Annotated in this window: 16 protein-coding genes and 1 tRNA gene; 9 read left to right on the top strand and 8 right to left on the bottom strand. The window is 63.2% G+C overall.

The window, feature by feature from the left end; genetic code table 11:
• Positions 1-34 precede the first annotated feature (34 nt).
• Positions 35-799, bottom strand: a complete 765-nt coding sequence (locus tag CFE42_RS00350) for a hypothetical protein (protein WP_012435888.1) — start codon at positions 797-799, stop codon at positions 35-37.
• On the opposite strand from CFE42_RS00350, the gene CFE42_RS00345 reads away from it, so the two are divergent.
• From CFE42_RS00345 to CFE42_RS00335, 3 genes are all read left to right on the top strand, one after another.
• The gene (locus CFE42_RS00345; RefSeq protein WP_259393685.1) at positions 789-917 is read left to right on the top strand and encodes a hypothetical protein; all 129 of its coding nucleotides are present in this window, start codon (positions 789-791) and stop codon (positions 915-917) included. The genes CFE42_RS00350 and CFE42_RS00345 overlap by 11 nt on opposite strands.
• Entirely contained in the window at positions 910-3,243 is a 2,334-nt protein-coding gene (locus CFE42_RS00340) for a Tex family protein (protein WP_004627120.1), read from the top strand. Before CFE42_RS00345 ends, CFE42_RS00340 begins: the two co-directional genes overlap by 8 nt.
• Before the next feature lie 186 nt (positions 3,244-3,429).
• Positions 3,430-3,870 (top strand): hypothetical protein, encoded by a 441-nt coding sequence (locus CFE42_RS00335; RefSeq protein WP_004627123.1) that lies wholly within the window; start codon positions 3,430-3,432, stop codon positions 3,868-3,870.
• A gap of 79 nt (positions 3,871-3,949) precedes the next feature.
• On the opposite strand, the gene CFE42_RS00330 is transcribed toward CFE42_RS00335, so the two are convergent.
• On the bottom strand, positions 3,950-5,851 hold the full coding sequence (locus tag CFE42_RS00330) for a potassium transporter Kup (RefSeq protein ID WP_004627126.1): 1,902 nt from the start codon (positions 5,849-5,851) through the stop codon (positions 3,950-3,952).
• 390 nt (positions 5,852-6,241) lie between these two features.
• Here CFE42_RS00330 and CFE42_RS00325 point away from each other — a divergent pair, with 390 nt between their 5' ends.
• Entirely contained in the window at positions 6,242-6,481 is a 240-nt protein-coding gene (locus CFE42_RS00325) for a hypothetical protein (RefSeq protein ID WP_004627127.1), read from the top strand.
• Between the two features lie 16 nt (positions 6,482-6,497).
• Here the strand turns inward: CFE42_RS00325 and CFE42_RS00320 are convergent, their stop codons facing one another.
• Positions 6,498-7,532: a quinone-dependent dihydroorotate dehydrogenase gene (locus CFE42_RS00320; RefSeq protein WP_037043519.1), complete on the bottom strand. Its 1,035-nt coding sequence runs from the start codon at positions 7,530-7,532 to the stop codon at positions 6,498-6,500.
• 230 nt (positions 7,533-7,762) lie between these two features.
• On the opposite strand from CFE42_RS00320, the gene CFE42_RS00315 reads away from it, so the two are divergent.
• From CFE42_RS00315 to CFE42_RS00300, 4 genes are all read left to right on the top strand, one after another.
• Positions 7,763-7,839: transfer RNA gene (locus CFE42_RS00315), tRNA-Met, on the top strand.
• A gap of 193 nt (positions 7,840-8,032) precedes the next feature.
• On the top strand, positions 8,033-8,620 hold the full coding sequence (locus tag CFE42_RS00310; protein ID WP_004627131.1) for an NUDIX hydrolase: 588 nt from the start codon (positions 8,033-8,035) through the stop codon (positions 8,618-8,620).
• A 24-nt stretch (positions 8,621-8,644) separates the two neighbouring features.
• Positions 8,645-9,391 carry a leucyl/phenylalanyl-tRNA--protein transferase gene (gene aat / locus CFE42_RS00305; protein WP_004627134.1) on the top strand — a complete coding sequence of 249 codons (747 nt, stop codon included), beginning with the start codon at positions 8,645-8,647 and terminating at the stop codon, positions 9,389-9,391.
• Positions 9,378-10,145 (top strand): arginyltransferase, encoded by a 768-nt coding sequence (locus tag CFE42_RS00300; protein WP_004627135.1) that lies wholly within the window; start codon positions 9,378-9,380, stop codon positions 10,143-10,145. Before aat ends, CFE42_RS00300 begins: the two co-directional genes overlap by 14 nt.
• On the opposite strand, the gene CFE42_RS00295 is transcribed toward CFE42_RS00300, so the two are convergent.
• The 5 genes from CFE42_RS00295 to CFE42_RS00275 all read right to left on the bottom strand — a co-directional run bounded on the left by CFE42_RS00295 (position 10,146) and on the right by CFE42_RS00275 (position 13,160).
• Positions 10,146-10,313 carry a hypothetical protein gene (locus tag CFE42_RS00295; RefSeq protein ID WP_004627138.1) on the bottom strand — a complete coding sequence of 56 codons (168 nt, stop codon included), beginning with the start codon at positions 10,311-10,313 and terminating at the stop codon, positions 10,146-10,148. It abuts the gene before it with no gap.
• A 14-nt stretch (positions 10,314-10,327) separates the two neighbouring features.
• A complete protein-coding gene (locus CFE42_RS00290) occupies positions 10,328-10,642 on the bottom strand; it encodes a TM2 domain-containing protein (RefSeq protein ID WP_004627140.1) in 315 nt (104 codons plus the stop codon).
• Between the two features lie 69 nt (positions 10,643-10,711).
• Positions 10,712-10,993, bottom strand: a complete 282-nt coding sequence (locus CFE42_RS00285) for a hypothetical protein (RefSeq protein ID WP_004627142.1) — start codon at positions 10,991-10,993, stop codon at positions 10,712-10,714.
• Positions 10,990-12,399, bottom strand: a complete 1,410-nt coding sequence (locus CFE42_RS00280; protein WP_004627143.1) for a LutB/LldF family L-lactate oxidation iron-sulfur protein — start codon at positions 12,397-12,399, stop codon at positions 10,990-10,992. The genes CFE42_RS00285 and CFE42_RS00280 overlap by 4 nt, the downstream gene beginning before the upstream one ends.
• A gap of 35 nt (positions 12,400-12,434) precedes the next feature.
• Complete coding sequence (locus CFE42_RS00275) at positions 12,435-13,160, bottom strand: (Fe-S)-binding protein (RefSeq protein WP_004627145.1); 726 nt, start codon at positions 13,158-13,160, stop codon at positions 12,435-12,437.
• 240 nt (positions 13,161-13,400) lie between these two features.
• Here CFE42_RS00275 and CFE42_RS00270 point away from each other — a divergent pair, with 240 nt between their 5' ends.
• On the top strand, positions 13,401-14,198 hold the full coding sequence (locus CFE42_RS00270) for an IclR family transcriptional regulator (RefSeq protein ID WP_004627146.1): 798 nt from the start codon (positions 13,401-13,403) through the stop codon (positions 14,196-14,198).
• Positions 14,199-14,247: the final 49 nt, after the last annotated feature.

Here is a 14,247-nt window from a genome sequence, read left to right as displayed (position 1 = left end):
CGCTCTCCTCCGGAAACCCGGCCTTGGCTGAAGTTTAGAACCCCAGCGGACTGGTGTTGTTCTGGTTTTGCTGGTTTCGGCGCTTGGCTTGTTCGCGGCGCTCTTCCAATTCCTTCTGGCGCTTGGCGGCGTCTTGCTGCTTTTCCTGGAATTGCTTGGCGCTTTCCGCACGCTTGGCGGCATTGGCTGCGCCCTGCTCCTGCGCGGCTTTCAGCTTAGCGTCGTAATCGGTCTGCTTTTTGGCAGCGGCCTGCGCGTTGGCAGCGCGCTGCGGCGCAGCGGCCTGGCGCTGCGCCTCATTCAGCCGCTGCTGCTCCTGCTTGCTCGCAAAATCGGTGCGATTCTTCTGCTCGGCAGCTTCGCGCTGGGGCCGTTCGGCGTTGTACTGGGCCTCGCGGATGGCACGCTCCTGGTCGCGACGGGCAGCGCGGTCGGCGCGCTCGGCTTCGTCTAATGCCAACTCGCGTTCGCGGATGGAGTGGAGTTCCGTGCGACGCACATCCTTGGCCTTGTCGATGCAGCGCGTGACGAGGAATTTGTCGTAGCAGGCCCGCTCGGCCTGGGCGTACCGGTATTCGGCCCAGGATTTGGCGCTGGCGATGCGATCGTGCTCGGCGCCGAAATCGGGCTGCGTGGCGGGCACCGCCGCAGTCGGCGCAGAGGCGGGCTGAGACTGACTCCATGCGGGCGCGGCAAGCAGCGCGACACTGAGCACGGACGCCGGCAGAACCAGCTGGGAAGCGCGGCGCGCAGCAGCGCGGCGACGGGCAGAAAACAGGAGCGTAGGCATGACGCGCATTTTATCACCGCGCCTGTGCGGCAAACGCCGCGCGGCCACGGATTTCAGCTCAGGAACAGGGTTCGCGTTGTGGCAAAATGCGCGGCTTTCCATCGCACTCTCTGGAAGCAATGACTGATTCCGTGTTGCAGAAGATCGTCTCCCGCATCGCCATTGAACTGGCGGTCCGGCCCCAGCAGGTTGCCGCCGCCGTGCAACTGCTGGACGAAGGCGCCACCGTGCCCTTCATCGCACGTTACCGCAAGGAAGTGACGGACAACCTGGACGACACGCAACTGCGCAACCTGGAAGAGCGCCTGCTGTACCTGCGCGAACTGGAAGACCGCCGCGCGGCCATCCTGGCTTCCATTGAAGAGCAAGGCAAGCTGACCGATGCCCTGCGCACCGCCATCGAGGCGGCCGAGACCAAGCAGGTGCTGGAAGATCTCTACCTACCCTACAAGCCCAAGCGCCGCACACGCGCTCAGATCGCCCGCGAATGCGGCCTGGAGCCGCTGGCCCAGGCGCTGCTGGCCGACCCCACGCTCGATCCTCAAACCGAAGCCGCCAAGTTCGTCAACGGCAATCCGACCGCCGATGGTGGCGTGCCGGACGTGAAGGCCGCACTGGACGGCGCACGCGACATCCTCTCCGAGCAATTTGGCGAGACAGCCGAGCTGCTTGGCAAGGTGCGCGACCATCTTTGGAATCAAGGCCAGGTTTCGTCGACCGTGGTGGAAGGCAAGGAAACCGCCGAAGAAGAAAAATTCCGCGATTACTACGCGTATAGCGAGCCGATCCGCAACGTGCCGTCGCACCGCGCGCTGGCCCTGTTCCGCGGCCGCAATGCGGGCGTGCTGTTCGTCAAACTCGGACTCGGCGAAGAACAGGACGCGCTGAACCCGCACCCGTGCGAAATCATGATCGCGCGCCATGTCGGCATCGAAAACAGGGGCCGCGCAGCTGACAAGTGGCTGTCGGACGTGTGCCGCTGGTGCTGGCGCGTGAAGGTTCAGCCGCATATCGAAACCGAACTGCTCACGCAACTCCGGGAATCGGCCGAAGCCGAGGCCATCAAGATCTTCGGCCGCAATCTGCACGATCTGCTGCTGGCCGCGCCGGCCGGCCCGAAAGCGGTGATGGGCGTCGACCCGGGCATCCGCACGGGCTGCAAGATCGCGGTGGTTGACCACACTGGCAAGCTGCTCGAAACCGCCACGATCTATCCGCACGAGCCGCGCCGCGACTGGAACGGTTCGCTCGCGACGATGGCCCGCCTGGCCAAGCAGCACGGCGTGGCCCTGGTTTCCATCGGCAACGGCACAGCAAGCCGCGAGACCGACAAGTTGGTGCAGGACCTGATGCGTAACGCACCGGAGCTGAAGCTGACCAAGATCGTGGTGAGCGAGGCCGGCGCGTCTGTGTATTCGGCGTCGGAGCTGGCGGCCAAGGAGTTCCCCGAACTGGACGTGTCGCTACGTGGCGCGGTGTCGATCGCGCGCCGCCTGCAAGACCCGCTGGCCGAACTCGTGAAGATCGACCCGAAGTCGATCGGCGTCGGCCAGTATCAGCACGACGTGAACCAGCGCGAGCTGGCACGCGCGCTGGACGCCATCGTCGAGGATTGCGTGAACGCGGTCGGCGTGGATGTGAACACAGCCTCTGCCCCGCTGCTGGCGCGTGTATCGGGCCTGAACTCCATCCTCGCCAAGAACATCGTCGAGTATCGCGATGCCAACGGCGCGTTCGCCAACCGCGACGCGCTCAAGAAAGTCCCGCGCCTGGGCGACAAGACGTTCGAGCAGGCCGCAGGCTTCCTGCGCATCAACGACGGCGACAATCCGCTGGATCGTTCCTCGGTGCACCCGGAAGCGTATCCGGTGGTCAAGCGCATCCTGGACAGTATCAAGAAGGGCATCGGCGACGTGCTCGGCAACCGCGAGGCACTGCGTGGCCTGACCGCCCGTGACTTCACCGACGAGAAATTCGGCCTGCCGACCGTGGTCGACATCCTGTCTGAACTGGAAAAACCCGGCCGCGACCCGCGCCCCGAGTTCAAGACGGCGACGTTCCAGGACGGCGTGGAAGACATCAAGGACCTGCAGCCCGGCATGGTGCTCGAAGGCGTGGTGACGAACGTGGCGGCGTTTGGCGCCTTCATCGACATCGGCGTGCATCAGGACGGCCTGGTACACGTGTCGGCGCTGTCGACCAAGTTCGTGCGCGACCCGCACGAGGTGGTCAAGCCTGGCCAGATCGTCAAGGTCAAGGTGATGGAGGTGGACGTGAAGCGCAACCGCATCGGCCTGACGATGCGCCTCTCGGATGAGCCCGGTCAGACGGCCGCGCGCACGGGCGGCAGCGATCGCCCGAGCAGCGGCGGCGGTCGCCACGTCGGTCAGCAACGTCGTGCGCCGGAACCGTCCGGCGCCATGGCAGAAGCGTTCGCCAAGCTCAAGCGCTAACGCGCATTCTATTGAGCGGAACCCGCCCGGTTTTCGGACTCGGCGGGTTTTTTCATGGCCGCGTGCGGGCCGTTACAAGTCCTTACGCGCATGGATCTTTGCTAACACTCATGCGTCGTCGGCCAGTCTTTTCGGCCCGTTAAGGTGACACAGGCGCACCGCCTGGGACCCACGAGGAGAAACGCCATGAAGACGAGCCACACCCTGATTGCCGCCCTGCTTGCTGTTGCCGGTACCGCCGCTTTCGCGCAGACCACGCCCGTCCAGCAAGTTCAGCAAGACAATCAGCAGATTCGCCAGGACAACCGTGACATCCGCCACGACAACCGCGATGTCCGCCGTGATCGCGCGGACATCGGCGCCGACAAGGCCGCATTGAACGCCGACCGCGCCGACCGCAACGCCGATCAACGCCGCGAAGACCGCGACCTGGCCAAGGGCAACGTCGGGGGTGCCGAATACTGGAACAAGAAGCGCGCCGAAGAGCAGCATGAAGTCAACGCCGAGCGCCGCGACCTGCACCGCGATCGCAAAGACCTGCGACACGACGTCAAGGACCGCAACCACGACGTCCACGCCCGCAACGACGAAGTCCGCGAGCGCAATCACGCCGCTGCGAAGATGTAATTGCGGCCCCGCCCCAACAAACAAAACGACCCGTGCGTCTCTCTCGCACGGGCCGTTTTGTTATGCAGCGGAAGGTTGATCAGATTTCGACCTTGGTACCCAGTTCCACCACGCGGTTGGCGGGGATGTGGAAGAAGTCCGACGGCTTGGCGCCGTTTTGATGCATCCATGCAAACAGCCGCTCACGCCACATCGACATACCCGGCAGCTTGGACGGCACCACCGACTCACGCGCGATGAAGAACGATGTATCCATCAATTCACAGCGCGTGCCGATCTGCGGCTGCCCCAGTTCGAGCACGCGGTACACATCCGGCGTTTCCTTGAAGCCATAATCCGCCTTGACGATGTAGATGCCGCTGCCGAGATCGCGCACGGACACGCGGTGCTTGTCGTCCACGTAGGGAATATCGCGTGTGACGAAGCTGATGAAGATCACGCGCTCGTGGAGCACGCGGTTGTGCTTGAGGTTATGCAGCAACGACACCGGCACGAATTCGGTATTGCCTGTGAGGAAAACGGCCGTGCCCTCGACCCGATGCGGCGGATGGGCCAGCAACCCAGCCAGGAACGGCTCGAGTGGGATGCCATCCTCCAGGCTGCGCGCACGCAGAAGCTTCTTGCCCTTGTACCAGGTCATCAGGAGGAAGAACACACCGGCGCCCAGCGTCAACGGGAACCAACCGCCATCGCGGATCTTCAAGAGGTTCGCGGCGAAGAACGCCAAGTCCACCACCAGGAAACAGACACTCACGAGCGTCACCAGCGCCGGATGCCAACGCCAGACCGAGCGCATCACCACCGCAGCCAGCACCGTGGTAATGACCATCGTGGTCGTCACGGCGATGCCGTAGGCGGCGGCCAGGTTGTCGGATTTCTTGAATGCCAGCACCACGCCCACCACCAGGATCAGCAGCATCCAGTTGACCATCGGCACGTAGATTTGGCCGATCTCGGCTTCCGACGTGTAGCGAATGCGCATGCGCGGCACAAAGCCAAGCTGAATCGCCTGACTCGTCAGCGAGAACGCTCCCGAAATCACGGCCTGCGAGGCAATGACGGTAGCCGCCGCCGCAAGCACCACCATCGGGAGTTGCAGCGCTTCCGGCACGGAACGGTAAAACGGGTTTTCGATGGTGCTTGGGTCGGTCAGCAGCATGGCGCCTTGGCCGAAGTAGTTCACCAACAAGCTCGGCGCTACGATGAAGAACCACGCCCAGCGGATGGGCCGGGCGCCGAAGTGGCCCATGTCAGCGTACAGCGCTTCAGCGCCGGTCAGCACCAGAAACACCGAACCCAGCACGATGAACGCCTGCAGCGCATGGTCGTGCAGGAACGAAATCGCATACATCGGGTTGACGGCCACCAGAATCTGCGGCGCCTTCACCAGATTCATCATGCCCAGCGCGGCTAGCGCGGCAAACCACAGCAGCATCACCGGACCGAACAGCTTGCCGACCACCGACGTGCCGCTCCGTTGGATGAGGAACAGGACTGCCAGAATCACGATCGTGATCGGCAGCACAAACGGCGACAGCGCGGGCGCGGCGATCTCCAGGCCCTCCATGGCCGACAGGACGGAGATGGCCGGCGTGATCACGGCGTCGCCGTAGAACATGCACGCGCCGAAGACGCCCAGCATCATCAGCAGCGACATGCGCCGGGAATCGGTATTGGCCGTACGCAGCGACAGCGCCATCAGCGCGAGAATGCCGCCCTCGCCGTTGTTGTCGGCGCGCATGACGAACAGCACATACTTGAGCGACACCACGATCACCATCGCCCAAAACAGCATGGAGATGATGCCGAGCACCGCACCGCTGGAGAAGGGAATGCCGTGATCAGGGCTGAAGCATTCCTTGAGCGAATACAGCGGGCTGGTGCCGATGTCTCCGAACACCACACCCACGGCGCCGATCACCATGGCGCGCAGGTTCACGTTGGTCTGGGGCGACCCGGTTGCTGTGAGAGCTTGACTCATTAACTTGGAAATCGGCCGAACTTCTGGCCGCTCAAAAAATCGTGCATTGCACAATGAGGGCGGATTGTACTCCCCGCCTTCGTCACGCCAACCCCTCGAACGGGCATTCGTTGCCGCAGTGCATCACGATGCTCTGCCCTACAGGGAAAACGTTCCCCAGCGCCGAAATAAAATTGCCCAGGCATATAAAACCCGAATGGAGCACATTGTGCAACGCCAATCCGGCTCCCTAGCGTGCGGGCAACACATTGTGCGTGCGGCACTGCACATAGCCGAAAGTAGGACTGCAGCCGACAGAACTTTGTAGGAAAATGCCTGACAAACCTTTATTGCAAACTACGTTGAGCGACTTGCAACCAGCCGCCCGACGCATCCAAAACGGGGACGGCCTTGCCCCACTCATCCATCCGCATCCTGGGGCGTTCCAAGCCTTCGCTGACCGCACTGATCGTGCTGCTGGTTGTGGCCGCCCTATTGTTTACGATCCCGCGCATGATCCTGCCATGGGCGCAATCGGCCTTCATGCAGCGGCTCGACCCGTCTGTTTGGGCCGATTACGCCGGCCCGTACGATCTGGCAGCCGCCGTGGTGGCCGCCAGCGCGCTCATCATCTTCTTGCTGCGCCGCTAGGCGCGACCAGCCAGCATCAACGCGCCAGTGCGCGCGCGCATTCCGCCACCAGACCTGGGCCGCGATAGATCAATCCCGTATACAGCTGCACCAGCTGCGCGCCAGCGTCGATCTTCTCGCGCGCGTGCTCGCCCGCGAGAATGCCGCCCACGCCAATGATGGGCACAGCATCGCCCAGCAAACCATGCAAGGCGCGAATCACCCGCGTCGAGCCCTCGCGCACCGGCTGGCCCGACAATCCGCCCGCCTCTTCCGCGTGCGCCAGACCGGCGACGGCCTCACGGCTGATCGTCGTGTTGGTCGCAATCACGCCGTCCATCTTGTGGCGCAGAAGTGCGTCGGCAACGTTGGCAATCTGGTCGTCATCCAGGTCCGGCGCAATCTTCAGCACTACCGGCACGTAGCGCTTATGCAGATCGGCCAGACGCTGCTGTGCGTCGCGCAGCGTACCTAGCAGGCTGTCCAACTCGCTCGCGCCCTGCAGTTGACGCAGGTTCTTCGTGTTCGGCGACGAGATGTTCACCGTCACGTAGCTTGCGTGCGGATACACACGCTCCAGGCAATGCAGGTAATCGTCGACGGCGCGCTCGATCGGGGTGTCGGCGTTCTTGCCGATGTTCAGGCCGAGCACGCCGCCGGCCTCACGCCACTTCGATGCCTTCACGTTATTGATGAACGCATCGACACCGCCGTTGTTGAATCCCATACGGTTGATGAGCGCATTGGCAGCCGGCAGCCGGAACATGCGCGGGCGCGGGTTGCCCGGCTGCGCACGCGGCGTGACCGTGCCAACTTCAATAAAGCCGAAGCCGAGCGCGCCGAGCGCATCGATATACGCGCCATCCTTGTCCAGGCCGGCAGCCAGCCCCACCGGGTTGGGAAACTTTACGCCCATCACCGTGCGCGGCCGCGGGGCTACGCGGCCACCGATGCAGCCCGAAAGGCCCATCGCGTGCGCCCGCTTGAGCTGGTTCAGCGTGAAATGATGCGCGTCTTCGGGGTCCATCGAAAACAGCAGCGGGCGGGCAAGCGGGTACAGGGCGTTGAGCACGGTCGGAATCAAGAGAAGAACGCGAAAGGCGGCATTGTAAACGGCCGGCACGCCGCAATGCATCGTGCGCACCGCTTTCGAACATGACTGCGCACGATGTGTCTAACAACCCGTCGGCGCGTGGCATCGCGGGCCCTCTCCACGGGTAACATGCACCATCAATATGCATGCCGCGCGAAATAAGTGTTGCGTTGCCGCATAGGTTTCCCTATACTCCTTTATTCGACGGACGCGGGGTGGAGCAGTCTGGCAGCTCGTCGGGCTCATAACCCGAAGGTCGCAGGTTCAAATCCTGCCCCCGCAACCAGCCAAAGTAGAACGGCTCGCTCCAAGACCTGAGCCGAATCATCAAGCCCGCACACAGCGGGCTTTTTGTTTTCCGACGCCTCTGTGTGCACCGTTTCGCGTGCAACTCCGTGGATACTCCCACCCCAACTGCGTCACGCGGGGCCACATCGCCGCGGTGATACACTGAGGCATTCCACCCGCGACGATTCCCCATGAAATTCTGTTCCAACTGCGGCCAGTCAGTCGTCTCGCGCATTCCCGCCGGTGACAACCGACTGCGCGACGTTTGCGACCATTGCAATACGATTCACTATGTGAATCCGCGCAACGTGGTCGGCACCGTGCCGGTTTGGAACGATCAGATCCTCCTGTGCAAGCGCGCCATTGAACCGCGCTACGGCTTCTGGACGTTGCCCGCAGGCTTCATGGAAATCGGGGAAACCACCGCGCAGGCCGCCAACCGCGAAACGCAGGAAGAAGCCGGCGCCAACGTCGAAATCGGCGAGCTGTATTCCGTGCTCAACGTGCCGCACGTGCACCAGGTGCACCTGTTCTATCTGGCCACGCTGAACGATCTGGATTTCGCCCCGGGCGAAGAAAGCCTGGAAGTCGCACTCTTCCATGAAGCCGACATCCCTTGGGATGACTTGGCCTTCCCGACTGTCATCCACACGCTGCGTTGCTTCTTTGCAGACCGCGCAGCCGGCAGGCTGGCTGACGGCAGCTTCCGCCTCCACACGCTCGACATCTACAAGCCGATGCGCTCGGCTGCAATCGACACGCCGGCCACGACGCCGTAACACTCAACCAACGTTGTCCGCATCATGATTGCCTGGCTGGATCCGCACGATCCCTTCCCGCCGGTCGATCGCGCGCTCGGGCCGGAGTCCGAAGCGCCCGGCCTGCTGGCCGCCAGCGCTGAGCTATCGCCGCAACGGCTGCTGATTGCGTATCGACAAGGCATTTTTCCGTGGTATGCCCAGGGCCAGCCGGTGTTGTGGTGGAGCACCGATCCACGCATGGTGCTCCGCCCCGAAGACTTTCGCGTATCAACCACGTTTCGCAAGACGCTGCGCCGCGTGCTTGACGACCCGGCCTGGGAAATCCGCATCGACCACGCCTTCCGCGAAACGATGGTCGCGTGCGCCACCACAGCGCGCCCTGGACAGCACGGCACGTGGATCACCGAAGACGTCATCCAGGCGTACACAGCCCTGCACCGCCGCGGCTACGCGCACAGCGTGGAGACGTGGCACGCCGGGCAACGTGTGGGTGGCCTGTACGGCGTGGCGCTTGGCCGCATGTTCTACGGTGAATCGATGTTTGCGCATCGCACCGATGCCTCGAAAATCGCGCTGGCAGCGCTCTGCGCCTTCCTCGGCGGTCAGGGCGTCGCGATGATAGACTGCCAGCAGGAAACCGAGCATCTGGCGTCGCTGGGCGGTGCCCCGGTGCCGCGCGCGGCGTTTCTCGCACATGTGCGCGAAGCGGCCAGCGCGCCGGCCATTGTGCCGTGGCACTTCGACAAATCGGTGCTCCGCCGGTGGACCGTACGCAATGAGCAAGCTTAAGGAACTCCCCCTCTCGGCATTGCAGTTCTATGCCACCGCGCCTTACGCATGCAGCTACCTCGATGGCCGCCTGGCGCGCTCGCAGGTCGCCACCCCGGCGCACCTGATCAACGCAGACGTCTATTCCAAGCTCGTGCGCGCTGGCTTCCGGCGCAGCGGGATCTTCACCTATCGCCCTCACTGCGACGATTGCCATGCGTGCACGCCATGCCGCGTCGTCGTTGATCAATATTCACCATCGCGGGCGCAACGCCGTGCCGCCGAGCGGCATCAAGGGCTTGAGGCGCTGGTTGCACCGCTCACCTATGTCGAAGAGCACTATCAGCTCTACCTGCTGTACCAGTCAGTCCGCCATGCGGGCGGCGGCATGGATCACGACAGCCGCGATCAATACGAGCAGTTCCTGCTGCAGAGCCGCGTGAATTCGCGCTTGGTGGAGTTTCGCGAGCCGCCCGAATCGCCATCGGCGGGCAAGCTGCGCATGGTGAGCATGATCGACGTGCTGGAAGATGGGCTGTCGTCGGTCTACACGTTCTACGACCCGATCGAGCAGAGGGCGAGTTACGGAACGTACAACGTCCTGTGGCAGATCGCCCAGGCGCAGGCGCTGGACCTGCCCTACGTCTATCTCGGCTACTGGATCGAGCAGAGCCGCAAGATGGCCTACAAGGCCTTGTTCCAGCCGCTGGAACTGCTTGTCAATGGCGAGTGGCGGCGGTTTGAAGACGTCGCGCCGCAGGCCGCGGAAGGATGATCAGCGCGACGTGCGCTCGACGCCGACATCGACCACGCCGTAAGTGCTGATGTTGGAACTCTCGCGGTATTGATCGCGCGAAGTCGTGCAGCCTGCCAACGCGCCGGCTGCGCAAACCAAACCGGCCGTCCAGAGTGCGGCGCGCTTCCACCAAGTGGTTTTGTTCATGAGGTCGATTCCTTTCAGGGCGTGGTCGAGAGCCGCTCGGCGAGCGCCGTGTTGTTTGCGCGGACCATACCCGGAATCAGGAACATGTCCACCAGCACCCACAGCCCGCCGATGACGGCCAGCACCCAGCCCGCGGTGTTATCCATGTCACGAAACGCCAGCCATGTGCCGCCGATGTTGGCAATGGCCTGCGCGATACCGCTGCCTGGCCGCTTCAGGTAGAAGCGATGCGCCCCCAGGAAGCCCAGCAGAAACCACCAGAGGTAGGCAACGCCCGGACTCTTCTTCTGGGCGTCGTACAGCATGATTTCGCGGGCGGTCTGATTCATGGCATTGGCTGACACGGGAATAAGCTGTCAGACACTAGCACGCATCCTGCGTTCCATGTCGCCCCGCGATTACATGCTGGCGAGCTTCGCCTCAGCCTTGTCCGTCCACAAACGCATTTCGGCCAGCAACGACGACGGCGAGAACGAACAGCTTTCTTCGCCAAACGACACCGCCATATCCAGCCGCTGCAGCAAGGAGCGCCGCACCTGGTCATACGCCGGCGGCAAGATTGCCAACGGCGCGAGCACTGCGTCGTCGCGCCACTGCTTGAGCAAGTGCGGCAGGTCGGGCGACTTTGCGTGACGGTCGAGCGCGTCGCGCAGCGTTTGGAGGGATTCAGCGCTGCTCATGCTCGGGCCTTCTTCTCACGATACAGCTCGCGGAACGTCTTGCCTGCCGGGGCCGGCATGTCACGTGTGTCGGTCCAGCCTTTTCCGACGGGCAGCGAGTGGATCAGCTTCTTGTCACCGCCCATCCAACGCAGCACGCGCGCTGCAACCCAGGTACCGGCCGAGTACAACGCCGGTCGCCGTGCCATGAAGCCCCACACGCGCAAGCCAAAGCGCTCCGCTTGCGGGCGCAATTCGCGCTCCATTTGCTTCTCGCGCAGCGTACGCAACAGATCCGACAACGGGATGGACGCAGGACACACGCGATTGCATTCACCGCACAGCGTGGCCGCTTGCGGAAGGTCCAGCGCGTTCGACAGCCCCACGTAGCTCGGCGTCAGCACGCTGCCCATCGGGCCCGGATACACCCAGCCGTACGCATGGCCGCCGATCTTCTGATAGACCGGGCAGTGGTTCATGCACGCGCCGCACCGGATACAGCGCAGCATCTCCTGGAATTCGCCGCCGATCAGGCCACTGCGGCCGCCGTCGACGATGACGAAGTACATATGCTCTGGGCCATCCTTCTCGCCGGGCGCGCGCGGGCCCGTCAGCAGCGAGAAATAGTTCGAGATCGCTTGTCCGGTCGCCGAACGCGGCAACAAGCGCATGACGGTCGCCAGATCCTCGAGCGTCGGCAGCACCTTCTCGATGCCCGTCACGGCAACGTGCACGCGCGGCATGATCGTGCACATGCCTTCGTTGCCCTCATTGGTGACGATCGCCACGGAACCCGTCTCGGCAATGATGAAGTTGCCGCCCGTCACGCCCATGTCAGCGGACAGAAACTCGGGCCGCAGCACTTCGCGCGCCTCACGCGTCATCTCGGGAATGTCGGTCAGACGCGGCTTCTTGTGCGTCTTGGCGAAGAGATCAGCAATCTCCTCCTTATCCTTGTGCACGACCGGCGCAATAATGTGCGACGGCGGCTCGCTATCGTTGATCTGCAGGATGTACTCACCCAGATCGGTCTCGATGCTCTGCACGCCCATCTCGCCGAGCACCTGGTTCAGGCGCATCTCTTCGGTCACCATCGACTTGCTCTTGATGACCTTCTTGACCTCGTGCTGGCGGGCGATCTCTGCGACCAGGCGAGCGGCATCGGCCGTGGTTTCGGCAAACAGCACCTTGGCGCCACGGCGCGTCGCTTCCGCCTCGAAGGTGGCGAGCCAGACGTCGAGGTTTTCCAACGCGCGGTTGCGGCGCTCCTTCAGCGCTTCGCGCGTAGCCGGAAAATCGATGTCCTGGATGGCTGCCGCGCGTGCGGTGACGAATTTGGTCGAGAGCTTGGTAAGGTTCTGCTGCAGGCGCTTGTCGGCGAGCTTCTGCCCGGCACGTGCTTTGAATTCCATGCTGCGGACTTGCATGTGATGGCGTCTCCGTCGTGTTCTTGGCGTCGCGATTACGCGTCGCCCGCAAGGACTTGAGCGATGTGCAGCACGCGCGTGTGCGTGTCGCCCATACGGCGCAGCCGGCCTTCGATGTTGAGCATGCAGCCGACATCGCCGAGCACCACAGTATCGGCGCCACTGGCCTTGATGTTGGCGCATTTCTCATCTGCAATGGCGGTGGAGATATCGCCGTACTTGATCGAGAACGTACCGCCGAAACCGCAGCACGCTTCGCATGCGGGCATCTCGGTCAACTGCACGCCCGGCAGTTTGCCAAGCAGCTCGCGCGGCTGCGCTTTCACGCCCAACTCGCGCAGACCGGAGCACGAATCGTGGTACGTCACGTGACCGTGAAATTCGGAGTCGAGCGATTTGACGCGTGCCACGTTGACGAGAAAATCCGTCAATTCGTACACACGCGGCGCCAGGCGCTCATAGCGGCCCGCGAGTTCCGGATCGTCGCGAAAGAGATCGGCGTAGCCCTTGCGGATCATGCCGCCACAAGAACCGGACGGGACGACAACGTAGTCAAACTGCTCGAATTCCTTGAGCGTTTTCTCGGCCAGGTCGCGCGCCAAGGGGCGGTCTCCGGAGTTGTAGGCAGGCTGGCCGCAGCAAGTCTGTGCGGGCGGCACCACGACGTCGTAACCGGCATTCTCCAGCAGCTTGACCACCGAAAACCCGATGTCGGGCCGCATCAGATCAATCAGGCAAGTGACGAACAAACCTACGCGCATGGGAGTCTCGTGTGTTCTGCGGGAAGTCGCCATTATGCGCCTGCCGCCGCCCCTGGCGCGGGTCTGCGGGCACAGAACTTCTTCATGTCACTGGTGAGTGCGCTTCACGAGGTGGCGCCAAGCACAGTTGCTGCTCGACCGAGAAAGCCCTCGAAAATACCCGGAATCATGCGTCGGGAGGGTGCGCATTTTCACATCGTGGGATAGAATTTTGCATCGCATCCGCAACCCACTGCACCCATGGCAGAAGCAGACAAGGACCCCGGCAAGACGTCTATCCAGGTCATCGAACGCATGATGATGCTGCTCGACGCGCTTGCCGATCACGCCGATCCGGTCAGCCTGAAAGCGCTGTCCGCCAGCACCGGCCTGCACCCGTCCACCGCGCACCGCATCCTGAACGACATGGTGGCTTGCCGCTTCGTCGATCGCTCCGACCCGGGCAGCTACCGTCTCGGCATGCGTTTGCTGGAACTGGGCAACCTTGTCAAGGCGCGCCTGTCGGTGCGTGAAGCGGCGCTCGCACCGATGCGCGCCCTGCACCGCCTGACGGGCCAGACCGTCAACCTCTCGGTGCGTCAGGGCGACGAGATCGTCTACATCGAGCGCGCCTACTCCGAGCGCTCGGGCATGCAAGTGGTACGCGCAATCGGTGGCCGCGCACCGCTGCACCTGACGTCGGTCGGCAAGCTGTTCCTGGCTGCAGACGAACTCGGCCGTGTGCGGGCCTATGCCACGCGTACCGGTTTGTCCGGCCACACCCGCACGTCGATCACGGACTTGCCCAAGCTCGAACGTGAACTCAACTGGGTGCGCACCAACGGCTACGCGCGTGACAACGAAGAACTGGAACTCGGCGTGCGCTGCATCGCTGCCGGCATCTATGATGATTCGCGCCGGCTGGTAGCAGGTCTGTCGCTGTCTGCACCGGCAGACCGGTTGCAGGACAGCTGGCTCGACAATCTCAAGGACACCGCGCTACAGATCTCCAAAGGCATGGGCTACACGTATGAAGAGGACGCCGTGCGCGCGGAGTGAGCCGCCGGTTTTGCTCAACAAAAAAGCGCGTCATCGAACGCGCTTTTTT

The sequence above is a fragment of the Ralstonia sp. PBBBR1 genome (assembly GCF_002256165.1).
GTDB lineage: Bacteria > Pseudomonadota > Gammaproteobacteria > Burkholderiales > Burkholderiaceae > Ralstonia > Ralstonia thomasii.
Note: the sequence above shows the minus strand (reverse complement) of the source record. Positions and strands in the feature narration are given on the sequence as shown.

Bases quoted from the DNA above. Each gene is read 5' to 3' on its own strand.
- CFE42_RS00345 (WP_259393685.1), top strand. From the start codon at position 789: ATGACGCGCATTTTATCACCGCGCCTGTGCGGCAAACGCCGCGCGGCC.
- CFE42_RS00350 (WP_012435888.1), bottom strand. From the start codon at position 799: ATGCGCGTCATGCCTACGCTCCTGTTTTCTGCCCGTCGCCGCGCTGCT.
- CFE42_RS00340 (WP_004627120.1), top strand. From the start codon at position 910: ATGACTGATTCCGTGTTGCAGAAGATCGTCTCCCGCATCGCCATTGAA.
- CFE42_RS00335 (WP_004627123.1), top strand. From the start codon at position 3,430: ATGAAGACGAGCCACACCCTGATTGCCGCCCTGCTTGCTGTTGCCGGT.
- CFE42_RS00330 (WP_004627126.1), bottom strand. From the start codon at position 5,851: ATGAGTCAAGCTCTCACAGCAACCGGGTCGCCCCAGACCAACGTGAAC.
- CFE42_RS00310 (WP_004627131.1), top strand. From the start codon at position 8,033: ATGAAATTCTGTTCCAACTGCGGCCAGTCAGTCGTCTCGCGCATTCCC.
- aat (WP_004627134.1), top strand. From the start codon at position 8,645: ATGATTGCCTGGCTGGATCCGCACGATCCCTTCCCGCCGGTCGATCGC.
- CFE42_RS00300 (WP_004627135.1), top strand. From the start codon at position 9,378: ATGAGCAAGCTTAAGGAACTCCCCCTCTCGGCATTGCAGTTCTATGCC.
- CFE42_RS00295 (WP_004627138.1), bottom strand. From the start codon at position 10,313: ATGAACAAAACCACTTGGTGGAAGCGCGCCGCACTCTGGACGGCCGGT.
- CFE42_RS00290 (WP_004627140.1), bottom strand. From the start codon at position 10,642: ATGAATCAGACCGCCCGCGAAATCATGCTGTACGACGCCCAGAAGAAG.
- CFE42_RS00285 (WP_004627142.1), bottom strand. From the start codon at position 10,993: ATGAGCAGCGCTGAATCCCTCCAAACGCTGCGCGACGCGCTCGACCGT.
- CFE42_RS00280 (WP_004627143.1), bottom strand. From the start codon at position 12,399: ATGCAAGTCCGCAGCATGGAATTCAAAGCACGTGCCGGGCAGAAGCTC.
- CFE42_RS00275 (WP_004627145.1), bottom strand. From the start codon at position 13,160: ATGCGCGTAGGTTTGTTCGTCACTTGCCTGATTGATCTGATGCGGCCC.
- CFE42_RS00270 (WP_004627146.1), top strand. From the start codon at position 13,401: ATGGCAGAAGCAGACAAGGACCCCGGCAAGACGTCTATCCAGGTCATC.